A 23,443-nucleotide genomic window follows, 5' to 3' on the forward strand; every position below is an offset into this window, starting at 1 on the left:
GTCAGCCAGCGTCAGGCGTCGCCGAAGCCGGCTTCGATGGCCTCGACCAACTCTTCACGGTCTTCCAACGGCAGGAACGCCGCGTGGGCTGCGTTGAGCTGGAAGATCTCGAGGTCGCCGACGTCATAGCCGAAGGCGTCGGCGAGCAGGGCGAGTTCCTGGGTGAGGGTGGTGTCGCTCATCAGGCGGTTGTCGGTGTTGACGGTGACCTTGAAGCCAAGCTGGTAGAGCAAGTCGAACGGGTGGTCGAAGAGTTCCGCGCCCCAGGCGGCGACCGCCCCGGTCTGCAGGTTCGACGACGGGCTCAGTTCGAGCGTGATCTCGCGGTCGCGCACCCACTGGGCCACCGGGCCGAGGGTGACGAAGGTGTTGTCGTCGTCCTGGCGTTCGATGGTGACGTCTTCGGCGAGTCGCACGCCGTGGCCGAGGCGCAACGCGCGGCCATCGAATAGGGCGCTGCGAATGCTGTCCAGGCCGTCGGCCTCCCCGGCGTGCACGGTGACCGGCATGAATTCGCGGGCAAGCAGGTCAAAGGCTGCGCGGTGGTTGCCGGCCGGAAAGCCGGCTTCCGCGCCGGCGATGTCGAAGCCGACAACTCCGTCGAAGCGGTAGCGCACGGCGAGTTCGGCGATCTCGAGGCCGCGGTTCGCGTGGCGCATGGCGGTGATGAGCTGGCCGATGCGAATGCTGCGGCCCGACCCTTCGACGTTCTCGATGCCGGCTTCGATGCCGTCCTGCACGGCTTCGACGACCTCGTTGAGGGTGAGGCCGCGGGCCAGGTGCTGCTCGGGAGCCCAGCGAACTTCACCGTAGATGACGCCATCGTCGGCGAGATCCTCGACGAATTCGCGGGCGACCCGGCTGAGTCCCTCGCGGGTCTGCATGACCGCGGTCGTGACGTCGAAGGTCTTGAGGTATTCCACGAGCGAACCCGCGTTGGACTGGTCGGAGAACCATTCACCGAGCGCGTCGGCATTCGTTGTCGGAAGGACGAATCCGATGGAGTCAGCTAATTCGATGATGGACTGCGGGCGCAGGCCGCCGTCGAGGTGGTCGTGCAGCGAAACCTTGGGCAGGGTGTTGATGCTCGTGCCGCCGCCGGGCATGAGGAATTCCTCGATCACAGTCATACGGACAAGCTCCTCGGTACGGGGGCGGCTGTGAACTACAACCGCGCGCTCAGCTTATCGGAGCGGCTCTGGGCGGACCATGAGAAATGCGGCCAGCGGATGCCGACCCTCGCGTCGAGCCCTGCGGCCAGGGCCCGGCCCCGTAAGCACGAGTAGATCTACCCTGAACTGTGCCCACCACAATCATTCTCGACTGCGACCACGAGAAGTTCTGGGCGCTCATCGTCGATGCCCTCGAGCGTGTCGGTGACCCGCCGCAGCACTCGGCCGCCTGACCGCGCAGCCGTGAATCCGCCGCAGGCCCCAGCCGCCGCGTGACTTCCACCCTCCAAACGGGGTTGGATGGAGCTCTACGACAAACGGGAGCCCCATGACCACACGCGCCAAGCACCTCCCCGACATGCAGATTCCCGACCTGCACGGCAAGCTTGCCGTCGTCACGGGCGCCAACAGCGGCCTCGGATTCGGCCTCACCGGCCGCCTCGCCCGCGCGGGCGCCGAGGTCATCCTCGCCGTACGCAACGAGGAAAAGGGGGCCGCGGCCGTGAGACGCATTCGTGAACAAACCCCGGAGGCGAGCGTCAGCATCCGTCGTCTCGATCTGGCTTCGCTGTCGAGCATCGCCAAATTCGGTGAGGAGCTCGCGAAGGAAGGGCGCCCGATCGATATTCTGCTCAACAACGCCGGCATCATGATGCCGCCGGTGCGCGACGAGACCGAAGACGGCTTCGAGCTGCAATTCGGCACCAACCACCTCGGCCATTTCGCGCTCACCGCCCACCTGCTGCCGCTGCTGCGCGCCGCCACAACGAGCCGGGTCGTGAGTCTCTCAAGCCTGATCGCCCGCACGGGGCGCCTCGACTTCGACGACCTGCACGGCTTGCGTTACCGGCCGCACCGCGCCTACGCGCTCTCCAAACTCGCCACGCTCATGTTCGCGCGGGAACTCAACCGGCGCAGCGTCGTCGGCGGTTGGGGCCTGCGCAGCATCGCCGCGCATCCGGGCGCGACCGTCACCAACCTGCAGATCACCGGACCCACCCACAAGGGAGCCTCGGCCCGGGTTTTCCTCGCCGTCAACGAGGCCACCCACCACATCGGCTGGATCTGGCAGCAGGTCGACCAGGGCATCCTGCCGGCCCTCTACGCGGCGACGAGCCCGGCAGCGGCCGGCGGCGGCTACTACGGCCCCGGTGGCTTCGGCGAACTCACCGGCGCCGCCGCGCCCGCCAGGCTGCCGCCGCGATCGCTCGATGAAGCGGATGCCCGCCGTCTCTGGTCGCAGTCCGAGGAACTCACCGGCGCCACCTTCCCGGCCGTGTAGTTTCGCTGTCGATGACCTTCACGAGCACCCGCGCCAGGCGCTTCCGAATGATGTGGTCGTTGGCCTCCACGCGATGCATGGTGACGTGGCGCATCCGCTCGATGACGGTCATGCTGCCCTGGGCGATGAACGCGTCGAACGCTCCGTAGATCACGTCGACCGGCACCGTGAGGCTCGCGATGTCGCTCACCACGGTCTGCGATTCGATACAGTGCTCCATCGATTTGATGAAGGGGGTCCAGGTCTTCTCGGTGAGTTCGAAGATGCCCTTGGGCAGCAGGCGCGACATGATCGCGGCGTTGGCGAGCGTGAATTCCTTGTTGGCGCGCAGAAAATCGTAGGCGCGCAGGTACGCGCTGACCCGCGCCTTGACCCGCGGATCGCCGATGTCGCTCGGTGAGACGTAGACCGGCGGCCCGACCAAGACCACGCGTGATACCGTGCCGCGAGCGGCCAGACGCCGCCAGAATGTCGCGACACGGCCGTGTCGCTCCATCGCGGCGTAGCGCGTGCTGATCAGGCTGCCCAGCGAGTGGCCGACGAGCACGAACGGCTCGCGCAACTTCAGAGAGCGGATGGTCGCAGCCAAGGCCCCGACATGATCCTCCAGTCGGTACTGGCAACCGTTCGGCGCCGGCGACTGACCGAAGCCCAGAATATCCACGGCAATCACGCGATGGTTCGGTGTCAGCAGCGGAATCACCTCGTAGAAGGTGATCGAAGACGACGCGATGCCGTGCACCAGGAGGACGACCGGACCGGTGCCGGCATCCGTTGCTACGTGCAGGAGCGGTGGGCAGGACCGACGCGTCGTACGCATCCGTTCCGCCCACCAGGACATGCGCTACGTATCGTCACGCAGCGTGGCCTTCAGGTCATTTTTAGCCTCGGTCGCATTACGCTCGGCTTCAGCATGCTTCACGTCGCCCTCGGCCTGCTTCACCTTGGCATTGGCTTTAGCCTCGTCGACCTTGTCATCGATGCGGTCCTTGGCGTCGTCCACTGCCCGACCGATCTTCTTGCCGGTGGCATCGAGTGCATCCTTGGCATTGTCTGCGAATCCCATGCTGTCCTCCTGATCGTGTGAGCGGTCGGGTTGAACCGCGTATTCCCTGACCATACTTCGGGGGTTGGGCGCCGAGTCCCAATTGTGATCCGACTCCCAGACTGCCTCCAGACAGTGCCCCCACAACGCTCGGTACGGTGAGATATGAGACGAACTTGGGGTGTCATCACGGTTCTGCTAACGGCCGTGTTGCTGGCGGGATGCACGGCGAACAGCGGCAGTTCCGTGACCACGGACTCGTCGGGAAGCATCTCCAGCGGGGCTGTTCCCGCTGAGGGTGACCGGGCGACCGACGAAAGCCTGGTCACCGGCACCACCGGCGCCGTGACGACCACGAACCGCGACGTCATCACCACCGGATCCATGTCGATCACGGCCACCGACCCGGTCGCGGCAGGCGAAACCGCCGTCACCATTACCGAACAGGCCGGCGGACGGGTGGACAGCCGCAGTGAAAACCCGGCCACCGACATCCAGCCGGCCAGCGCGCACCTCACCCTGCGCATTCCGTCCGACGAACTCGACCGCACCCTGGCCGATCTGAAGAAACTCGGCACCCTCAACTTCGTGACACTCACCGCCGAGGATGCGACGCAGCAAAGCCAGGACCTCGACGCCCGCGTCACCGCGCTGACCACATCGGTCGACCGGCTGCTCGCGCTGATGGCCTCCGCCACCACGACAGCAGACCTCATCAGCATCGAAAGTACGCTGTCGAACCGGCAGGGTGAGCTGGAAAGTCTGCGGTCCCAGCGCGACTTTCTCGCTGACCAAATCGACTACTCGACCCTGCAACTCGACCTGGTCTCGGAGGGTACCGTCGCCGCGGGCGGCCCCGACAACTTCTGGACCGGTATCACCGCCGGCTGGAGCGCCCTCGTCGCAGCCCTCGGTGGCCTGCTGATCGGTCTCGGAGTGGCCCTGCCCTGGCTCGTCGTGCTGGCGATTTTCGGGGCAATTGTGTTGCTTATCGTGCGGTTGTTCACACGCCGGCGCAAGGCTGCATAGGCTTGTCTATGTGACCGAGTTTCTCCCTGCGCCAGCCCTGCTCGAAACGCCTCCGGCAGCGCCAGTTTCCCTACCCGCAAGCGACCAAAACGAGCCGCTGCTCTCTGACCAGATCCTGGCGGGCATCCGTTCGCGAGCTGCCGGTTATGACCGGGCCAATACATTCTTCTTTGAGGACCTCGAGGAACTTGTCGCCGCCGGTTACCTGCGTGCCCTCGTGCCGATTCGGTTCGGCGGACTCGGTTGCACCCTGCAGCAGATCGCGCGCGCGCAGACCCGGCTCGCCGCGCACGCCCCGGCCACCGCTCTCGGAGTGAACATGCACCTGATCTGGACGGGAGTCGCCGCGAGCCTCTCCGCGCAGGGCGACCACTCGCTCGACTTTCTGCTCGAGGAGGCCGGCCGCGGTGAGATCTTCGCCTTCGGCGTGAGCGAACCCGGCAACGACCTTGTTCTCTTCGGCTCGACAACGGATGCCATCCCCGAGCCAGGCGGCGGCTACCGGTTCACCGGCACTAAGGTTTTCACCTCACTCTCCCCCGCCTGGACCCGGCTCGGCACCCTGGGCCTCGATTCTTCCGACCCGGGCGACCCTGCGATCGTCTGGGCGTTTCTCGATCGAGCGGATGCCGGCATCCACTCGAAAGACGACTGGGATACCCTCGGCATGCGCGCCAGCCAGAGCCAGAGCACTGTGCTGGAGGGCGCACTGGCCCGCCCCGACCGGGTCGTGCGCAAGCTGCCGGTCGGCCCGAACGGCGACCCGCTCGTCGCCGGGATTTTCGCCAACTTTGAAATTCTGCTCAGTGCGGTGTACACCGGCATCGGCCAGCGGGCGCTCGAGCTCGCAGCCCTGGGCGCGCACCGACGTACATCGCGCAAGAACGATGGGCGCACGCACGCGCAGGATCCGGTGGCACGCTGGCGGGTGGGCGAGCTCGTCATCGCGATGGACGGCATCTACCCGCAGATCGACGCCCTCGCTCGCGCCGTCGACGAACAAACCTGGCAGGTCGGTCCGGCCTGGTTCGCCCAGCTGTCCGGGCTCAAGTATCGGGCCACCCAGAACGCCAAGTTTGTCGTCGATACCGCCGTGCAGGTCGCGGGCGGCTCCGCCTTCAACGCCGACTCCGAACTCGCGCGGCTCTACCGCGACGTGCTCGCGGGTCTCTTCCACCCCTCAGACGCGGACTCCGCGCACGCGACCGCCGCAGCATCCGTTTTGGGACCCCTCGATGTGCGCACCTCATGAGTTTTAGTAAAACCACCGCCATCTCACTCGACCACTCCGGCTACACCCGGGCAGTGCTCGATCTCACCATGCGTCTGGCCGAGGTCATCTTCACCGCCGGTGCCGGCGCCGAAGATGCGACCGCCGCTATGATCGCGTTGACCCGTGCCTACGGGCTCAAGGGCACCGACGCCAATATCACGCACACAACCATCACGCTCACTCAGGAAGATGCGTTGACGCACGAGTCGATCATTCGCAGCCGCAATGTGAAGTACCGCACGCTCGACTATTCCAAGCTCACCGCGACGTCGGAGCTGATCGCGGACATCATCGAAAAGCCGATCGAAGTCGCCGAAGCCCGAAAAATTCTGGCGACGATCGTGAGCTCCAAGCCGCAGGTACCCAAGCAGTGGCGCCGCATCGGCTGGAGTCTCGTCGGCGCGGGCGCCGCCGTGCTCATCGGCGCCGGACCCACCGTGATCATCGCCGCATTCGCGGCCACCTGGATCATCGACTGGATCACCTCGGTACTCGACCACCGCCAGGTTCCTTTGTTCTACCAGACCGTCGTCGGGGGCGCGATCGGCCCGATCGTCGCCGCGATCGTGCGGCTGATCGATCCCACGGCGAACCCCTCCCTCGTAGTCGTAGCGACCATCATCATGCTCCTGGCCGGAGTGACAACCTTCGGCGCCGTGCATGACACCCTGTCGGGGTTTTATCTCACCGGAACCGCCCGAATGGTGGAGGCCCTGCTCATCACGGCCGGGCTGGTCACCGGAGTCTCCGGTTCCGCGCTGTTCCTGGCCCGCTTCGGACTGTTACTCGAGATCGATTCGAACCCGATCGTGACGCTCGCTGTTTTGCCGGTTCTGCTCGTGGCAGCGATCGTGATCGTGATCGGGTTTGCCCTCGCCGTGCAGGTACCGTGGCGTGCGTTCTGGGTGGTCTGCGTGCTCGGCGCCCTCGCCGAATTCTTGTTCGTCGCGGCCCTGGCCGGTGGATTCGGCCTGGTTGGCTCATCGGCGGCGAGCGCCCTCGGCGTTGGGCTGTTGGCCGCTGTCACCGCCCGCATCGTGCGCACCCCGCCGCTGGTCATCATGGTGACGGCTCTCGTGCCGCTGGTGCCCGGACTCACCCTGTTTCGCGGTCTGCTCATGCTGTCAGAAGGCGACATCAACGGGCTGCTTTCCCTCCTCACGGCGGCGGGTATCGCCATGGCCCTGGCGGCCGGCGCCCTGCTGTCGCAGTACATCGTGCAGATCGTGTGGGGCCCGGCACGCCGGCTGCAGCGCCGCTTCGTCGGGCCGCTCATGGCCCTCCCGGTGCGGCTCGGTCGGGACTCCACCAAGCGCATCTAGCGCGTTGCGGCATCCGCTTTCCCAGCGGATGCCGCGTCACTGCCGATCAGTTGGGAACGTTGGCTTCGCCGCCTGCTTCATCGACGTCTTCCTCAACAAAACGGTACGGGATGGGCTCATCGGTTTCGCGCCCGCGCTTGTAGGTGCGGGTGATCGTTTCGGTGTCCTCGATCTCTTCGAGCACGATCACGTCCTGGTATTGCCCGTCGATATATTCCAACTCCACCTCTGTTCCGGCGGCGATCGGGTTCGGTCCAAAGAGTACTGCCCGGTAGGTGGCGCTATGGCTCATGACGGTGACCTTTCAACGAGGTGAGGGTTTCGTAGAGCGTCAGCATACGACACACCGGCAGTGGGTGCACAGGGTTCCGGCCGAGTTGACCGGTTCTCACGCGACGCTCGGACGGTGAGATGACGTTTGCGGCAAATCCGCGTATTCTCAAGGTGACGGGGCCCCACGGCTCGGCGCGAAGGAGTACACAATGGCTGATAAATCACCGAAAAAGGATGCGACCAAGAAGGTTGCCGACAAGTCCCTTAAGGAAAAGAGGGCCGACAAGAAGGCGAAGTCTGAAGAGACCGCTTCTCGGGCCCGCAAGAGCTAGGTTTCAACCAGCGCACGGGGTGCCGCCACGGTCGTGGCGGCACCCTCTTTCTGTGCTGTCCGCATCCGCTTGAAAAGGAGCAGTCATGACCCTGCCCACCGAAGACACCCGCGTGCTCTACCCGAGCGGCGCCATCGACACGCAGGCGACAGTGTTGCACTCCGAGCCACTCGGCGACGGACGCTTCGCCGTTTTGCTCGACGCGACCTGCGTGCATCCGGTCGATGCGGGATGGCCCGACCAGGGGCCGGATCTGGCGCTGCTGCACCACGGCGCAGCCTTCTGGCCGGTCGAGGACTGCATCGTGGGAGCCACCGACGGATCGACACTCTACATCGGCGACGACATTCCGGTGGCTAAGGGAACACCCGGTTGGGCCTTCGTCGTGGTGCACGTGGTCGACGCGACCGGATTGAACGCCGGCGACACCGTCACCGTCGAGGTGGACGACGGCCTGCGCGATGCCACGAGCGCCGGGCACACCAGTTGCCACCTGGCCTCGCTCGCCCTCAACGACGCCCTCTCTGGCCGCTGGAAGAAGGAGGTACGCCCCGACGCCCTCGGCGCCCCCGACTTCGACGGGCTCGCCATCGACGAGTCACTGATCGGGCCGAACGCCTCCGTCGACACCTACCGCCTCGGCAAGTCTTTGCGCAAGAAGGGATTCTCGGTCGACGGTCTCGCCGAAGCGCTCGCCTCGGTTGAAGCGACCGTCAACGCGACCCTCGCCGGGTGGGTGGGAACACATGCCGAGGTGCGCATCGACCGCGACGGATATCTCTTGACCGACCGCCGCTATTGGGTCTGCGAACTGCCCGACGCGAGCGTGCGCATCCCGTGCGGCGGCACCCACGTGACCTCGCTCGGCACGCTCGGCGCCGTGACCGTGACGCTCACCCTGCACGACCTGAATGGCACCGACGTGCTCACCATGAACACGTCCGCCACGCGCTAGCTTCGCGCATTCGGGGCAATCTGGGGGGTCATCAGCGCCTGAGGGGTAGCACTATGCACGGTGTTCAGGCGAGTGATTGCGCAATTCCTCCCATCGGCGCAGAATTCAGGGGTACCAGGTCAGAGAGGACCCGCCATGAGCACCGTCATTGACAGCCCCGAGGTCGGCATCGCCGCAGCGGATGCGACCACCCCCGAGTTCTTCACCGGTTCCACGAACGACTTCTTCTTCTACGAAGATCTACTCACCCCCGAGGAGCGGCAGCTCGTGGCCGAGGCCCGAGCGGTGTTCGAGCGTGACGTACGCCCGGTCGTGGCAGAACACTGGAACAACGCGACTTTTCCGTTCGAGATCATCCCCGTGCTCACCGCCCTGAACTTGGTTGAACTCTGCGCGCGCGGTAACAACTTTCTGCTGCACGGCTTCATGACCCTCGAGCTCTCGCGAGTGGATGCTTCGATCTCCACCTTCGTCGGTGTGCACAGCGGCTTGTTCGCGGCGGCCATCGCCCAGCTGGGCACCGACGACCAGCGCGAACGGTACCTGGACGACGCCATCTCCCTACGCAAGATCGGTGCGTTCGCACTCACCGAACCGGAGCACGGCTCCGACGTCTCCCGCAATATGGAAACGACTGCGACCCGGTTTGGCGACTCGTGGACCCTGAACGGCGTCAAACGCTGGATTGGCAGCGGAACCTTCGCTGCCAACGTGCTGGTCTGGGCGCGCGACACCGCCGACGACCAGATCAAGGGTTTCATCGTCAGCGCGGCTCTGGACGGGTTCACGGCCGAAAAGATCGAAAACAAGATCGCGCTGCGCATCGTGCAGAACGCCACGATCACCCTGGACCACGTCGTGGTCGCCGAACGTGACCGCCTGCCGGGAGCCACCAGCTTTCGCGACACCAACCGACTGCTCACCAACTCCCGAGTCTGGGTGGGCTGGCAGACCGTCGGACTGCAGTTCGCGACCTACGACTATGCGCTGCGTTACGCCCTGGAACGCCAGCAGTTCGGCAAGCCGATCGCGTCGTTCCAGCTCGTGCAGGAAAAGCTCGTGCGCATTCTGGAGAACGCGACGACCTCGCTCGGCACGATGGTGCGCATCGCCCAGCTACAGCAGGCCGGCACGCTGCGGCCCGAACACGCCGCGATGGCCAAGGCCTCCGCCAGCGCTCGCATGCGGGAATCCGTGGCGCTTGGCCGCTCGGTGCTCGGCGGCAACGGAATCTCCACCTCCTGGGGCATGGCTCGCGTCTTCGCCGACGCCGAAGCGCTCTACACCTACGAGGGCAGCTACGAAATCAACACCCTCGTCGTCGGCCGTGCCATCACGGGCATCTCCGCGTTCCAATAACGCTCGCGCGCGCCCATCCGCTCGCCGAGCCGTAACTTTCTCGCCAGTCGTGGCGGGCAGGGTCACACGGTGAGGGTCACGCGGTGAGCATAACTCCTGCAATTTGCACGCTCGTCAGAATTACACTGCGGATTTACGCGGGAGTCTGCACAGGGTCTGGGAAATTGCAGGAGTTATGCTCCGGGGGTGGCGGGCACGCCTGCCCCATGCACTCTTCCGGAGCAATTTGTCCGAGGACAAGCCAATTCATGCAGAAAAGTTGCGCGGATTGTTGAACAATCATAGGCTTTCTGTCAATCAGTGACCGCCGGTGCTGACTCGTATCCCAAAGAAGTGAGCAGCGCCCATGGCCACGACCACCACACGCAAACCTAAAACGCTCAAGAACAAACACCGTGGCGCACTACTCGGGGCGATGTTTCTCATGGCGACCAGCGCGGTCGGCCCCGGCTTCATCGTGCAGACCACCACCTTCACGGTTCAGCTCGGCGCCGCCTTCGCGTTCGCGATTCTGGTATCGATCCTGGTGGACATCGCCGTGCAGCTGAACGTGTGGCGGGTGATCGGGGTGAGCGGCAGGCGCGCCCAGGAACTCGCCAACACCGTACTCCCGGGCGCCGGCTGGTTTCTCGCCGCCCTCATCTGCATCGGCGGTCTCGTCTTCAACGTGGGCAACATCGCCGGAACCGGCCTTGGCCTCAACGTTCTGTTCGGCATCGATCCGAAGGTCGGCGGGCTCGTGTCGGCCGCCGTCGCCATCGCCATCTTCCTGAGCAAGCGCGCTGGCGTGGCCCTCGACAAGATCGTGATCGTGCTTGGGGCCGTCATGATCCTGCTCATCGGCTACGTGGCCATCGTGTCGAAGCCACCGCTCGGTGAGGCACTCCGAAACACTGTTATCCCCGACAACATCGACTTTCTCATCATCACGACCCTGATCGGCGGCACTATTGGCGGATACATCACCTATGCCGGGGCGCACCGCATGATCGACGCCGGTGTTTCCGGCCCCGAGAATGTGGGCGAGATCACCAAGAGTTCGATACTGGGTATCATCATCACCGGCGTCATTCGGGTGCTGTTATTCCTGGCGATTCTCGGAGTCGTCGCCGGTGGCGTAGCACTCACGAGCGATAACCTCGCCGCCGAAGCCTTCCAGTCAGCGGCCGGCAACATCGGTTTCAAGCTGTTCGGCGTGATCCTCTGGGCCGCCTCGATCACCTCAGTGATCGGTGCCGCCTATACGTCGATTTCGTTCGTCACGACCGCCAAGACCTCGCCGCGGGTGCGCAGCATCGCCACCTGCGTGTTCATCGCGGTGTCGGCCACGGTCTTCACCCTTCTCGGCCAGGCACCGGCCACCCTGCTCATCATGGCCGGCGCGGTGAACGGACTGATCCTGCCGGTCGGCTTCGCGGTCATCCTCTGGGTGGCGTGGCGCCGCCGCGACCTGCTCGGCGGCTACGTCTATCCCCAGTGGCTGCTCGTCAGTGGAGTCGCCGCCTGGCTGCTGACCCTGTATCTCGGCTACCGGTCGCTCGGCGGCCTCGTGCAGCTGTGGACGTAACGACCTTCGACCGGGCAACCGTCACCCCCGCCGAGGCCCGCGCACTGTTTCGCGAGGGCCTCGCCACGCCGACGGCGGGCTGGTCGAGCGGTTACACCCAGGCCAACCTCATCATCGTGCCCAAAGAACAGGCCTTCGACGTTCTGCTGTTCGCCGAACGCAATCCCAAGCCGTGCCCGATTCTCGGCGTGCTCGAAGCCGGGCAGACGACCGGCCCGCTGCTGGCCGGCGGCGACATTCGCACCGACGTCGGCCGCTACACGGTTTACCAAAACGGTGAACTCGTCGACGAGCCGACCGACCTCTCGGCCTGGTGGCGCGACGACCTGGTGACGTTCATCGTCGGCTGCAGCTTCACCTTCGAGGCGGCGCTGCAGCGCGCGCACATTCCGATCGCGCACATCGAGCAGGGCCGAAACGTGCCCATGTACCGCACGAACCGGCGCTGCGCGTCCGCGGGCAACATGGCGGGCCCCCTCGTCGTGTCGATGCGGCCGATCCATGCTGACCGGGTAGCGGATGCCGCGCGCATCACCGCGCGCTACCCCGCCGTCCACGGCGCCCCCGTCCACATCGGGGATCCAGCCGAGCTCGGCATCCGTGACCTCGCCAGCCCCGATTTTGGAGATGCGGTGACGGTGGCCGACGGTTTCGTGCCCGTGTTCTGGGCCTGCGGAGTTACACCGCAAGCCGCCGTGATGGAGTCCCGACCGCCACTGGCGATCGGTCACGCCCCCGGCCACATGCTCATCACGGACGCCCGCGACGCCGATTATCTGGTGCCGTAGCGCGCGCCGCTACGCGCGGGAATGCGCCTCGAGCAGCTGCTCCTCTGCGCGGCGCAGGTAGTCGACCATGAGCGCCGCCGCCGCCTGGCGGTCCCCGGCCTCGAACGTGTCGAGAATGACGGCGTTGTCATCGATGTAGGGCGCGTGAAAGAGCGGATTGGCCACCATCGAGTGGAACACCAGCCGCATCTCGGCGAGTACCTGCATCATCTGCGCATTAAGGCGGTCACTTCGAGTCAGCGCGACGACGCCCGCATGAAAGTCCTGATTGGCGCTCGCCATGCCCGGTACGGAACCGTTATCTCGGGCGGCCCGGGCGCGCGCGATCGCGGCGTGGAGGGCATCCGTTCTCGGGCTCGTCGACCAGGTGAGGGCCGCCGATTCCAGAAAGCGTCGCACCCGGTAGATCTCCCGGATGTCATCGGCGGTCGGACGGGTAACGAAGACACCACGATTGGGGATGCGGGTGACGACGTGCTCGCGGGCGAGGGTGGCGAACGCCTCGCGCAGGGTGTTGCGGGAGACGCCGAGCACCTCGCAGAGCGGCTCCTCCGACAGCTTGGCACCGGGCGCGAGCTGACCGGCCGAGATGCGGTCACGCAGCATCGACGCCGCCCACAGGCCAGTTTCGGTGTGGCGTGCGTCGACGCTCTGGCGACGCAGGTCGGGCAGGATCTCGTCGAGGGTCATAGACACAGCGTATCCATTCCCGGGTGCGGGTCAGGCTTCGATCCCAGCGACGACGGCGTGCACGGGCACGGCGTCGCCTTCCGCCACGAGGAGTCCGACAAGCGTTCCGGAGCGGTGCGCGACGACGGTCGATTCCATCTTCATGGCCTCGAGTACGAGCAGCGCCTCGCCTTCGGCCACCGTTGCGCCGGCCTCGACGAGCCACTTTACGACGGTGCCGCTCATGGTGGAGCGCAGTTCGGCCGGGTTTGCTTCCGGGATCGGCGCCCCCACGGCAGCAGCGCCGCCCTGCGCGAGGCCGCCGAACAGGTTCTCTGGCAAGCCCAGGGCCACCCGTCGCCCGTCGAGTTCGATCGTGATGGTTCGGCGGCTTACCGGCGGGTCGGCCGGGATGAGTGAGGAGTCAGCGGCGAGGTGCTCGGCGAACTCTGTTTCAATCCAGCTGGTGTACACACCAAGCCGGTCGGGCCCGGTGAACGAGGGGAGGTCAACGACCGCCCGGTGGAACCCGAGCACGGTGGGGAGGCCCACGAGCTCAAACTCGGCGAGCGCCCGGCGGGCGCGTCGCAGGGCCTGCGGCCGGTCAGCGCCGGTGACGATGAGCTTGGCGAGCAGCGAATCGAATTGCGGGGCGACAGTATCTCCGGAACGGATGCCGGCATCCACCCGGATTCCCGGCCCGGTCGGCACGGTGAACGTGGTCACGGTCCCGGGTGATGGCAGAAATCCGCGGCCAGGGTCTTCGGCGTTGATGCGGAATTCAAACGAGTGGCCGCGCGACACCGGATCCTCCGACACCGGCAGCCCGTCCCCGGCAGCGATGGCCAGCTGGGCGAGCACGAGGTCGACGCCGGAGGTCTCTTCGGTGATCGGATGCTCCACCTGCAGGCGGGTGTTGACCTCGAGAAAGGACAGGCTGCCGTCATCGGCCAACAGGTACTCCACGGTGCCGGCGCCGACATAGCCGGCCTCCCGGCAGATCGCCTTCGCCGAGGTGTAGATGAGATCGCGCTGGTCTGCGGTGAGAAAAGGGGCCGGTGCCTCCTCGACCAGTTTCTGGTTGCGGCGTTGCAGGGAGCAGTCGCGGGTGCCGACGACGATCACGTTGCCGTTCCCGTCGGCCAGAATCTGGGCTTCGACGTGCCGGGGCTTGTGCAGAAAGCGCTCGACGTAGCATTCGCCGCGGCCGAAGGCGGCAACGCTCTCACGCACCGCCGAGTCGAACGATTCCTCGATGGCGTCGAGTTCCCAGACCACCTTCATGCCGCGGCCTCCGCCGCCGAACGCCGCTTTGATGGCTACCGGGAGCCCGTGTTCCTCGGCGAAGGCGCGCACCTGCGCTGCGCTGTCGACGGTGCCGTTCGAGCCGGGCACGAGCGGAGCGCCAACACGCACGGCGATCTCGCGGGCCGACACCTTGTTGCCGAGCATTCGGATGCTTTCCGGGCTCGGACCGATCCAGGTCAGGCCCGCGTCCTGCACGGCCTGGGCGAAGTCGGCATTCTCGGAGAGAAAGCCGTAGCCGGGGTGCACCGCGTCGGCGCCGGCCCGGCGCGCGATGGCCAGCAGTTTTAGCACGTTGAGATAGGTGTCGGCCGGGCTGTTGCCGCCCAGCGCATAGGCCTCCGTGGCCAGGCCGACGTGCAGCGCGTCGGCGTCGACATCGGCGTAGACAGCCACCGAGTCGAGCCCGGCGTCTGAACAGCCACGAATGATGCGCACGGCGATTTCCCCGCGGTTGGCGATGAGTACTTTGTGCACGGTTCAGCTTTCGTTCAGGGGTTCAGGGGTGATGGCGAGAAAGCGGATGCGTGCGCCGGTGCCGAGTTGAGCCGCCTTGTCCAGGTCGGTATGCAGCACCACGCCGAGCACGGGGTAGCCGCCCGTGACCGGGTGGTCGGCGAGGAACAACACCGGAAGGCCCGAGGCGGGCAGCTGGATGGCGCCGGATACGGTGCCCTCGCTCGGCAGTTCGCCGCCGCGCGCGCGTTCGAGGGCTCGCCCGTCGAGGCGCAGGCCGATGCGGTTGGACTGCGCGGTGACGGCCCAGTCGGTGCGGTCGAAATCAGCGAGCGTGTCGGCGCTGAACCAGTCGGCGCGGGGGCCGGGAATGTAGCGCAGCACGGTCACTGCGGCCGGCGGGTCGACCGCGGGTTCAGCGGCACCGACCACGCTCGATGGCGGAGCCGGCAGCACGCGCAGTGCGGTGCCGGCCAGAAGCGGCGCCGGCCCGATTCCCGACATCGAGTCGCTCGAGCGGCTGCCGAGCACGAGCGGCAGGTCGAAGCCACCGCGCACGGCGACATAGCTGCGCACGCCCGACACGGGGGCGTCGAGGGTCAGCCGTTCGCCGACGTGCAACGCGAACGGCGCGTCGGTAGGCACGACGCGGGGGCCGGCATCCGTTCTGTCGATCGTAATGAGAACGGATGCCCCCGCTACCGCGAGAACCTGCTCGGTGCGCGCGTCGAGCACGAGGCCGCCGAGGGCGTTTTCGAGTACGGCGGCGGAGGCGAGGTTACCGACCAGCCGGTTGGCGCGGCGCAGGGCTCCGCGGTCGAGGGCGCCGGCGCCAGCCACGCCGAGGTGGGCCAGGCCCGGGCGGCCGAGATCCTGCACGGTGGTCTGCGGCCCGGGTTGTACGACGACGAGGTCGGCCGGGAGGTCGACGACGTCGGTGCCGATGGCCGTCGGCGCAGCGCGCACGAACTCACGCACGGCGCGAAACTGTACCCGACTGCCGGGTTGGATGAGGGCCGGCTGGTCGCGGTCGAGGTTCCACAGGGCAGCATCCGTGCGGCCGATCAGCTGCCAGCCACCGGGAGTGACCTGCGGATAGACCGCCGAGTAGGCGTCGGCGAGCGCCACCGAACCGGCCGGCACGGCCCCCCGCGGAGTGCTGCGTCGGGCGACCCGCAGGCGGTCGTCGCCGACGAGGTACGCGAAGCCGGGGGCGAAACCGCCGAACGCTGCGGTCCACAACTGCCCGGTGTGCGCCGCGATCACGCCGTCTGGACCGAGGCCGGTGAGTTCGCCGACCTCGTCGAGATCGCCCCCGTCGTAGATGACGTCGATGATCACGAGCCCCTCGTGCGCGCTGGCGACCGTGTGCGGTTCGATCGCGCGCAGCAGCTGAGCAAAGCCGCGTGCGGATGCCGCTGAGTCGGCCGTCACCAGCACGGTTTCGGCGGCGGCGACGAGGTCTACCTGGCCGGGCAGCGGATACTCGCGCAGTGCTTCGTATAGCCCGAGCACCTCGCTGAGGCTGCCGAGCTGCACGAGCACGGCCCGGTCGCCGACCGGCCGGATGGATCGAATACGGGAGGGCATCCGCTATACGAAACTAGCGATGGAGACGCCGGCACCCAGCAGCGCGGAACGCACCGCTTCGGCGAGGCGCACCGCGTCAGGGGTGTCGCCGTGCAGGCAGATGCTCGTCGCCGGCACGGCGATGACCGAGCCGTCGATGGCGACCACAGTGCCGTCGAGGGCGAGGCGAACGACCTGCGCGGTCACCGCCTCGACCGAGTGCAGCACGGCTCCCGGCAGTGTGCGCGACACGAGACTGCCATCGGGGTTGTAGGCGCGGTCGGCGAAGGCCTCGGACACGGTGCGCAGGCCGGCGGCCCGGGCGAGGCGTTCGATGTCGCTGTTGGGCAGCACCATCAGCGGCAGCGTCGAGTCGACGGCGAGTACGGCGTCGACCACGGCCTGCGCCTGCACCGGGTGGTGAGCGATGGTGTTGTAGAGGGCGCCGTGCGGTTTCACGTAACGCACCGCGGTGCCGGCGGCGCGCGCGAGGGCCTGCACGGCGCCGATCTGGTAGATCACATCGTTGCTGAGTTCGGCTGCATCCATCTCGATGAAACGTCGGCCGAAGCCGGCCAGATCGCGGTAACCGGGGTGTGCGCCCACCGTGACGCCGGCAGCGGCGGCCGCGGAGCAGGTCGCGCGAATAGTCGTGGGATCGCCGGCGTGGAACCCGCCCGCCACGTTGACGCTCGTGACCGAGGCGATGATGGCGGCGTCGTCGCCGAAGGTCCAGTTGCCGAAGGACTCTCCGACGTCGCTGTTCAAATCGATGGTTGCCATAGGTTCTATGCTGCCGTATCGGTCGAGTTTGTCAGAGCGGATGCCGATAACAGCGCATCCCAGGCGAAGGTTGCAAGCCAGTGCGAGGACATGAACTCCGGCGCCACGACGGCCGCGAGTCCGGCCCGAAGCAGGGGGTCCCTGGCGGCGTCCAGGGCCGCCACTGTCGGTGCCGACTCCGGCGTCTGGCCCAGCGCGGCGAGAATGCGCGTCACCTGTCCGGCGCGGGAGAGGTTCAGCCCGTGCAGGTGCACGAGATATCCGTCGGTCTCGTCGGTGACCCGAAACGGGCGCACGATGCGCGAATCGGCCGTCAGGCGGGGCAGGAACGATGCGAACCAGGCGGCGAATTGCTCGGGCGCCAGTACTCGGCGCAGCAGGTCAGCCTCGCTCAGCCCGGCGGAGAGAAAGTCCTGGCCGCTCATTTCCCAGTCACCGGGCCAGTCGGCATCCGCGTGGAACCAGGTGAGGGCCGCGGTTTCGCAGGCCAGAGCAGCGTCGGCGCGGTCGAGAGCTCGAAAAGCGTCGAGCAGCAGGCCGAGCCCGAACGCCGAGTTGGTGTGCAGACCATGACGCACCGGCCATTCGGCTTTTTCCACCCAGGCCATGAACAGTTCGGCCACGATGTCGACGATCGGATCGAGAGCGGATGCCCACCCACGAACCTCGGCGTCGGTCGACGCCGCGCAGGTGGCCGCAAGCCGGACCAGCCAGGCCCAGCCATAGGGTCGTTCCCAGCTGGGGTTGGCAAGCAGATACGCGCCCTCGACGCGCAGCTTCTCGGCCGTGAGGTTGGCGCCGATCGCCTGACGGAGGGCGGCGTCCCGCTCGCGGTCCAGACCGTGCTCGAGCAGCATCACGCCCAGGGCGTGCATGTGCACGCAGGAATGCCAGTCGAAGGAGGTGTAGAAGGCCGGGTGAATCTGCTCGGGCGTTGGTCGGTCATCCGCTGAATGCGTCGTGTGGTGGGCCGAGTGCGGATAGGGCCTGGCCAGATTGTCGAGAACGACGTCGGCGTACGTCGGGGCCAGCCCACCCAGTAGCGCGGGTGCGTCGAGAACGGTTGGTGCGTCGGGCATGGTGCTCCACTTCGTTGTGCGGTTTAGAAAGCGAGAAAGTACATCAGGGCAACGTTGACGCCGAGCATGGGCACGCCGGTGCCGACCTGGGCCTTGATCACACCGTACTTATCCTTCATTTCCAGCAGGGCGGAGGGAACGAGGTTGAAGTTGGCCGCCATGGGCGTGATCAGCGTGCCGCAGAAACCGGACAGCATGCCGATGGCGAAGACGGCGGCCGGGTTGCCGTCGAAGATCTGAACGAGTACGGGCCAGCCGATCGCGGCGGTCATGATCGGGAATGCCGCGAAGGCATTGCCCATCAGCGCCGTGAACAGGAACATGCCCACGCTGACCAGCAACACACCAATCAGTACGAGCATATTTCTCCCAATAGCGCCCGCGTGCCCGGGTGCGCCAAACAAACCCGTGATCACCGGGGGTATTGCTCACCATTTTTGAGCGGATGCCCGATCAGCGTTTTGCAGAGCCTATCGAATTGTTGAACAATCGTACAAGCTTAAGCCGTAACTTCTCCTGCCCCCGCTCGCTCGATCGCGTCAAATCTAAGAGATTTCTCACGATTGCCTTGGTCCGGGCTTAGCTGCGAGCGCCACACTGATGAGGCATTGCCGATGGGAGGCCTCATGAACGCTCGCAATATCTGGACTCGACCGCTGCTCTGGATCGCCGGCGCGGGGGTGGGGGCGGTTCTGCTCGTAGCCCTGGCTTCGGTTCTGGCCGATTCGCTCGCGATCGCAGAGCAACCGGGGCGATCCATCGACGTTCCGGCGGTGTCTGTGCAGCCGAGCGGGGCATCCACTGGGGCGGCGACACCGGATTCAACGCCGAGCGCTGAACCGACGGGCGCTGCACCGACGAGCACCGAACCAACGGACACTGACCCCACGGACACTGACCCAACGGACACCGAACCGACCGTCCCCAGCGCCGCCCCCGAAGTCGTACCCGAAGTCGTTCCCGAAGTCGTTCCCGCTCAGGATCCCGTCGTCGTGGACGATCATGGCGGTGACAACCCCGATCACAATGACGATATCGGCGTTGACGATTCCGGCGGAAGCTCCGGTTCGGTCCGCAAGAGCGGCTGATCCCTGTGCATGAGAGCGCTCTCATGCACTTCTCGTGCCGGTCTTATCGGCGTGCGGTTAGTTGATCTTGTGGAGATAGACACCACGACATCAACCCTCCGCTTACCCGGCGCAGACGAAAGGTCACCCCATGTTTCAGATGAAGAAGAAGCACACCATCACCCTCGCAACCCTCGGCCTCGCCGGGTTGATGTCGGTCGGCGTGATCGCCGCCCAGGCGAACACCGCCCCGAACGTCGTGGCTCCCACCAGCGTGTCGAGCAGCAGCCCAGTCGCTACAGGTACGCCCGATGCCCCCGACGACAGTGACGGGCGCGTCGGCAACGGCAACGACGATCAGTTCGATGACGCGATCAGTGACGATGTGAACGACGCCCCGGACGACAGTGACGGACGCATCGGCTCCGGCCAAGGCGCCGCCGACGTGAACGACGCCCCCGATGACAGCGACGGCCGAGTCGACAGCAACTCCGGCTCCGGCAACGCGGTCACAGTCGACGACTCCAGCAACTCAGGCGGCGGTGACTCCGGACACGATGACTACAACGACAACAGCAATTCCGGAAGTGACAACTCCGGCCACGGCAGCGATCACGAGTAACCCGCTCAGCCGCTGAATGGGCTGTCGGCTCAGGTGAGTCGGTAGCCCATTCCGCGTACCGTCTCAATGCGGTCCGCACCGAACTTGGCGCGCAGGTACCCCACGTAAACGTCGACGATGTTCGATCCGGGGTCGAAATCGTAGCCCCAGACTCGGCTGAGCAACTGTTCCCGGCTCAGCACCTGGTCGGCGTGGCGCAGAAATTCTTCGGCGAGCGCGAACTCCCGGGCCGAGAGATCAACCTGCCGGTTCCCCAACGTCGCCCGCCGGGTACGCAGGTTGAGCTGCAGTCCGGCGACGCTGAGTACGGTGCTCGTCTCGCGCGGGGCTTCCGCCATGCGCAGGCGCACCCGCGCCAGCAGTTCGTCAAACCGAAACGGTTTCGACATGTAGTCGTTGGCGCCGCCCTCGAGGCTCGCCAGGGTGTCTTCGGCCGAGTCGCGAGCGGTCAACACGACCACGGGCAGCTCCGACCCGTCGGCCCGCAGCTGTCGTAGCACCTCGTAGCCGTCGAGTCCAGGCAGCCCGATGTCCAGAATCAGCAGGTCGAACCCGCCGGTGATGGAGTAGTCGAGGGCGTCCGTTCCGGTGCGCACCACCACGGTGGAGAACCCGGCGGCGACGAGTCCCTTCTCAATGAAACTGGCGATGCGGTCTTCGTCTTCGGCGATCAGAATGCGGCTCACAAGCGGATGTCCTTTTGGTCGGGTGTCGCAGGCGCCGAGTCGGCGGGGAGGTCGATGGTGAACGTAGCGCCGCCGCCGGGGGTCGGGGAGACTAAAACAGTCCCGCCGTGTGCCTCGGCGATGGCCGCCACGATGGCCAGGCCGAGGCCGGAGCCAGCCGGCCCACGTCCGCGAGTTCCTCGCTGAAACCGGTCGAAGATGCGCGGCAGCAGTTCGTCACTGACACCCGGGCCGTGATCGCTCACCCAAAGCTGCAGGCGCGGCCGACCGGCGGCATCCAGTGTGAGAGCGCTGCCGAGCTCGATCACTCCGGTCGGCGCGCCGTGGGTGACCGCGTTGGCGGCCAGTTGCAGCAGCGCCTGCGTCAGCTTGTCGGCGTCGACGGCCACGACCACGTCGGCCGTCTCCGTAGTGACCCAGCTGTGCGTCGAGAGCGCGCCCGCGTTCTGGCGCACCCGTTCGACCAGCGCGCCAATATCGGCGGGGTAGCGTTGGGCGAGCGCCGACCGTTCGACCTGTGCCAGAGCGGAGATATCGCGTACCAGGCCACCCATGCGGTCGAGTTCGTCGATCGCGAGGTCGCGGGTGGCCGCGACATCGGCCGCGCTACTGGAATTCATCAGCTCGAGATGCCCGCGCACAATGGTGATCGGCGTCTTCAACTCGTGACCGACATCATCAAGCAGCTGGCGCTGACCGGTGAGCGCTCCCTGCAGGCGGTCGAGCATCTCATTCACGGTCGAGGTCAACGCCGACACGTCGTCGTGGCCAACGACGGGGATACGTTCGCTCACATCCGACGCGGTGATGCGCGCGGTCGCTTCGCGCAGGCCACGAATCGGGCGCAGCAGGCGCCCGGCCACAACCCAGCCGACCAGCCCGACGACCATCAGGGTCGCGAGGCCCACGAAAAGGTAGGTGAGGGACGCCTCGGACACTGGCCGCAGTTCGGCGTTGACATCAAAAGCGGCAATGAACGTGCCCCGCGCCGGATCGCCATCGACGGAGACCGGCACGAAGACGTAACGCAGCAGCCGGCCCGACGCCGTGACGGTGCCGAGCACGACCTCGCCCATGGCCGTTTCCGCCACGCTGCGCGCAACCAGCACGTCATCGGCCAGCCGAAAATCGACGGCACGCGGTTCCAGCGCCGCCACCCCATCAATGACGGCGAGGGTGCTTTCGTTGGTAGCCGGACGTACTCCGGCGATGATGGCACGCAGCGCGCCGCGCACATCGACGGCTGCCGAATCTGCGGCGACGATACGCGCGTCGTCAACGGTGTCGGTGAGCACCGCGTCGATCTCGATCAATGTGCGTTCGCGCTGCACCACGTAGGCGGTCGTTCCGGCGATCGCCAGTCCGGCCGCGGTCACGAGCAGAATCGCGGCCAGAATGCGCACGCGCACCGACAACGCGGGGCTTCGTCGCCGTGCGCGCACACCCATCCGGTCCGACATGCACTCAGTATGGCGGGTGCCGCGGTCGGTCGACCATTCGAACGAAAAATGCACCCCAGGTAGGCTGCCCCCATAAAGGGTAGACAACGCGATCACTGCCAAATATTGTATTGATACTGGCGGTAAATCAGTTCGCTGGATGTGATCGATAACTGGAGTGAAGCACATGATGCGTAGCAAAGTTAAGACCGGCGCCCTCTCGGCGCTTCTGATCGGCACGTTAGTCGGTGCTGGCGGGTTATTGTCGACCGGCGTAGCAACCGCCGCCAGTGTGCCGGGGGCCGTTATTACGTCTTCCTCGGCGGATGTCGACCGCTGGGTCGTCCCACAAACGCAGCAGGGCGGTGACTACTGGACACCGGAACGCATGCAGGGCGCCATACCGGGGGACGTCCTGGTGCAGGACAACATTGTGGCCGGGGCGATCGGCGCCGTCGCTGCCGGCGCGACCTCTCTGGTAGCCCCGCAAAAGGCCGACCCCGAGCAGTCGCCGACGGCCTCTCGAGTCTCACCCATCTCCCACATCGGCAAGGTCTTCTTCACCCTCGGCGGCACCGACTACGTCTGTTCCGGCAACTCCGTCTCGGCGGTAAATGAGAACACGGTCGTCACCGCCGGGCACTGCGTCAACGAAGGCCCCGGCGCTTTCGCGTCACGGCTCACCTTCGTGCCGGCCTATGAAAACGGCTCGGCACCGTTCGGCCAGTGGAATGCCACCGAGCTGTACGCTCCCACCCAGTGGAGCAACAACGGTGACATCAGCTATGACACCGGCTTCGCCATCGTGTCCTCACCCACCGGCATGTCATTGAGCGACAGCGTCGGCGCGTCGGGCGTCACGTTCAACCAGAGCCGTGGCCTCACGTACACCGCCTACGGCTACCCAGCAGCAGCGCCGTTCAACGGTGAGACCCTGCAGTCCTGCTACGGCACCGCCACCCCTGACCCCTACGGCCAGAGCCAGTCGCAGGGCATCCCCTGCAACATGACCGGTGGATCGTCGGGCGGCCCGTGGATGATCGGCAGCGGTTCTACTGGCCTGCAGAACTCGGTCAACAGCTTCGGCTACAACAACATCGCGGACACCATGTTCGGGCCCTACTGGGGGTCGGTCATCGAGAACACCTATGTCGCGGCATCCGCGTGACCCGAGCGACGCGAACCCGGTTGCCCGGCGGCGCCTCGATTCCGATGCCGCTGACTGGACTGAGGAACAGATGCGCGCGGCCCGGCCGCGCATAATCCGTCTGAACCCCGACGGGTCGCGCGAGCTCGACGACGCAAGCGCCGTACCGGAGGCCGAGTGCGCGGACGACGCGGATACCCCGCCGACAAAATCCTGAATCACTG

General features: G+C 66.2%; 25 protein-coding genes. 13 read left to right on the plus strand and 12 right to left on the minus strand.

Features of this window, described 5'->3' with window-relative positions; all coding sequences use genetic code 11:
- Positions 1 to 11: 11 nt before the first annotated feature.
- Positions 12 to 1,130, minus strand: coding sequence for an adenosine deaminase (locus CXY74_RS07500; protein WP_104199865.1), 1,119 nt, complete (start codon positions 1,128 to 1,130; stop codon positions 12 to 14).
- Positions 1,131 to 1,500: 370 nt separating this feature from the next.
- On the opposite strand from CXY74_RS07500, the gene CXY74_RS07505 reads away from it, so the two are divergent.
- Positions 1,501 to 2,454 carry an SDR family oxidoreductase gene (locus CXY74_RS07505; protein ID WP_104199866.1) on the plus strand — a complete coding sequence of 318 codons (954 nt, stop codon included), beginning with the start codon at positions 1,501 to 1,503 and terminating at the stop codon, positions 2,452 to 2,454.
- On the opposite strand, the gene CXY74_RS07510 is transcribed toward CXY74_RS07505, so the two are convergent.
- Together CXY74_RS07510 and CXY74_RS07515 are read right to left on the minus strand one after the other, a co-directional pair.
- The gene (locus CXY74_RS07510) at positions 2,426 to 3,295 is read right to left on the minus strand and encodes an alpha/beta fold hydrolase (protein WP_104199867.1); all 870 of its coding nucleotides are present in this window, start codon (positions 3,293 to 3,295) and stop codon (positions 2,426 to 2,428) included. The two genes, CXY74_RS07505 and CXY74_RS07510, sit on opposite strands and share 29 nt — an antisense overlap.
- A 3-nt stretch (positions 3,296 to 3,298) precedes the next feature.
- Entirely contained in the window at positions 3,299 to 3,520 is a 222-nt protein-coding gene (locus CXY74_RS07515; RefSeq protein WP_104199868.1) for a hypothetical protein, read from the minus strand.
- Positions 3,521 to 3,664: 144 nt separating this feature from the next.
- On the opposite strand from CXY74_RS07515, the gene CXY74_RS07520 reads away from it, so the two are divergent.
- Genes CXY74_RS07520 through CXY74_RS07530 form a run of 3 tightly spaced genes read left to right on the plus strand, consistent with a single transcriptional unit; the run spans position 3,665 to position 7,123 of the window.
- Positions 3,665 to 4,528, plus strand: a complete 864-nt coding sequence (locus CXY74_RS07520; protein ID WP_104199869.1) for a DUF4349 domain-containing protein — start codon at positions 3,665 to 3,667, stop codon at positions 4,526 to 4,528.
- Between the two features lie 37 nt (positions 4,529 to 4,565).
- Positions 4,566 to 5,780, plus strand: a complete 1,215-nt coding sequence (locus tag CXY74_RS07525; protein WP_199183171.1) for an acyl-CoA dehydrogenase family protein — start codon at positions 4,566 to 4,568, stop codon at positions 5,778 to 5,780.
- Positions 5,777 to 7,123, plus strand: a complete 1,347-nt coding sequence (locus tag CXY74_RS07530) for a threonine/serine exporter ThrE family protein (protein WP_104199870.1) — start codon at positions 5,777 to 5,779, stop codon at positions 7,121 to 7,123. Before CXY74_RS07525 ends, CXY74_RS07530 begins: the two co-directional genes overlap by 4 nt.
- 46 nt (positions 7,124 to 7,169) lie before the next feature.
- Here the strand turns inward: CXY74_RS07530 and CXY74_RS07535 are convergent, their stop codons facing one another.
- A complete protein-coding gene (locus tag CXY74_RS07535) occupies positions 7,170 to 7,415 on the minus strand; it encodes a hypothetical protein (RefSeq protein ID WP_104199871.1) in 246 nt (81 codons plus the stop codon).
- Between the two features lie 190 nt (positions 7,416 to 7,605).
- Between CXY74_RS07535 and CXY74_RS18205 the strand changes: the two genes are divergently transcribed.
- The 5 genes from CXY74_RS18205 to CXY74_RS07555 all read left to right on the plus strand — a co-directional run bounded on the left by CXY74_RS18205 (position 7,606) and on the right by CXY74_RS07555 (position 12,397).
- A complete protein-coding gene (locus tag CXY74_RS18205; protein WP_255408738.1) occupies positions 7,606 to 7,728 on the plus strand; it encodes a hypothetical protein in 123 nt (40 codons plus the stop codon).
- 85 nt (positions 7,729 to 7,813) lie between these two features.
- Positions 7,814 to 8,683 carry a metal-dependent hydrolase gene (locus CXY74_RS07540; RefSeq protein ID WP_104199872.1) on the plus strand — a complete coding sequence of 290 codons (870 nt, stop codon included), beginning with the start codon at positions 7,814 to 7,816 and terminating at the stop codon, positions 8,681 to 8,683.
- Between the two features lie 135 nt (positions 8,684 to 8,818).
- Complete coding sequence (locus tag CXY74_RS07545) at positions 8,819 to 10,042, plus strand: acyl-CoA dehydrogenase family protein (protein ID WP_104199873.1); 1,224 nt, start codon at positions 8,819 to 8,821, stop codon at positions 10,040 to 10,042.
- 346 nt (positions 10,043 to 10,388) lie between these two features.
- Positions 10,389 to 11,609, plus strand: a complete 1,221-nt coding sequence (locus tag CXY74_RS07550; protein ID WP_233193276.1) for an NRAMP family divalent metal transporter — start codon at positions 10,389 to 10,391, stop codon at positions 11,607 to 11,609.
- Entirely contained in the window at positions 11,600 to 12,397 is a 798-nt protein-coding gene (locus CXY74_RS07555; RefSeq protein WP_104199874.1) for a putative hydro-lyase, read from the plus strand. Before CXY74_RS07550 ends, CXY74_RS07555 begins: the two co-directional genes overlap by 10 nt.
- 9 nt (positions 12,398 to 12,406) lie before the next feature.
- Here CXY74_RS07555 and CXY74_RS07560 read toward each other — a convergent pair whose 3' ends face one another.
- From CXY74_RS07560 to CXY74_RS07585, 6 genes are read right to left on the minus strand one after another with little or no spacing between them, the layout of a single operon-like run.
- Entirely contained in the window at positions 12,407 to 13,087 is a 681-nt protein-coding gene (locus CXY74_RS07560) for a GntR family transcriptional regulator (RefSeq protein ID WP_104199875.1), read from the minus strand.
- A gap of 30 nt (positions 13,088 to 13,117) precedes the next feature.
- On the minus strand, positions 13,118 to 14,848 hold the full coding sequence (locus tag CXY74_RS07565; protein WP_104199876.1) for a biotin carboxylase N-terminal domain-containing protein: 1,731 nt from the start codon (positions 14,846 to 14,848) through the stop codon (positions 13,118 to 13,120).
- Positions 14,849 to 14,851: 3 nt separating this feature from the next.
- A complete protein-coding gene (locus CXY74_RS07570) occupies positions 14,852 to 16,417 on the minus strand; it encodes a 5-oxoprolinase/urea amidolyase family protein (RefSeq protein ID WP_104199877.1) in 1,566 nt (521 codons plus the stop codon).
- Between the two features lie 3 nt (positions 16,418 to 16,420).
- A complete protein-coding gene (locus CXY74_RS07575; protein WP_104199878.1) occupies positions 16,421 to 17,179 on the minus strand; it encodes a LamB/YcsF family protein in 759 nt (252 codons plus the stop codon).
- A 5-nt stretch (positions 17,180 to 17,184) separates the two neighbouring features.
- Complete coding sequence (locus CXY74_RS07580; RefSeq protein WP_104199879.1) at positions 17,185 to 18,258, minus strand: DUF2891 family protein; 1,074 nt, start codon at positions 18,256 to 18,258, stop codon at positions 17,185 to 17,187.
- A gap of 23 nt (positions 18,259 to 18,281) precedes the next feature.
- Complete coding sequence (locus CXY74_RS07585) at positions 18,282 to 18,620, minus strand: 5-oxoproline transporter, DUF979 family subunit (RefSeq protein WP_104199880.1); 339 nt, start codon at positions 18,618 to 18,620, stop codon at positions 18,282 to 18,284.
- Between the two features lie 264 nt (positions 18,621 to 18,884).
- On the opposite strand from CXY74_RS07585, the gene CXY74_RS07590 reads away from it, so the two are divergent.
- Together CXY74_RS07590 and CXY74_RS07595 are read left to right on the plus strand one after the other, a co-directional pair.
- A complete protein-coding gene (locus CXY74_RS07590) occupies positions 18,885 to 19,346 on the plus strand; it encodes a hypothetical protein (protein WP_146070091.1) in 462 nt (153 codons plus the stop codon).
- A 130-nt stretch (positions 19,347 to 19,476) separates the two neighbouring features.
- Complete coding sequence (locus tag CXY74_RS07595; protein ID WP_104199882.1) at positions 19,477 to 19,947, plus strand: hypothetical protein; 471 nt, start codon at positions 19,477 to 19,479, stop codon at positions 19,945 to 19,947.
- 29 nt (positions 19,948 to 19,976) lie between these two features.
- Here CXY74_RS07595 and CXY74_RS07600 read toward each other — a convergent pair whose 3' ends face one another.
- Both CXY74_RS07600 and CXY74_RS07605 read right to left on the minus strand, forming a co-directional pair.
- The gene (locus CXY74_RS07600) at positions 19,977 to 20,633 is read right to left on the minus strand and encodes a response regulator transcription factor (RefSeq protein ID WP_104199883.1); all 657 of its coding nucleotides are present in this window, start codon (positions 20,631 to 20,633) and stop codon (positions 19,977 to 19,979) included.
- Positions 20,630 to 22,093 carry a cell wall metabolism sensor histidine kinase WalK gene (locus CXY74_RS07605; protein ID WP_158252331.1) on the minus strand — a complete coding sequence of 488 codons (1,464 nt, stop codon included), beginning with the start codon at positions 22,091 to 22,093 and terminating at the stop codon, positions 20,630 to 20,632. Before CXY74_RS07605 ends, CXY74_RS07600 begins: the two co-directional genes overlap by 4 nt.
- 166 nt (positions 22,094 to 22,259) lie before the next feature.
- On the opposite strand from CXY74_RS07605, the gene CXY74_RS07610 reads away from it, so the two are divergent.
- Entirely contained in the window at positions 22,260 to 23,240 is a 981-nt protein-coding gene (locus CXY74_RS07610) for a serine protease (protein WP_233193277.1), read from the plus strand.
- Positions 23,221 to 23,436, plus strand: a complete 216-nt coding sequence (locus tag CXY74_RS07615) for a hypothetical protein (protein ID WP_104199886.1) — start codon at positions 23,221 to 23,223, stop codon at positions 23,434 to 23,436. Before CXY74_RS07610 ends, CXY74_RS07615 begins: the two co-directional genes overlap by 20 nt.
- The last annotated feature ends 7 nt before the right edge of the window (positions 23,437 to 23,443 follow it).

Source organism: Cryobacterium sp. Y29 (assembly GCF_002929825.1).
Lineage (GTDB): Bacteria > Actinomycetota > Actinomycetes > Actinomycetales > Microbacteriaceae > Cryobacterium.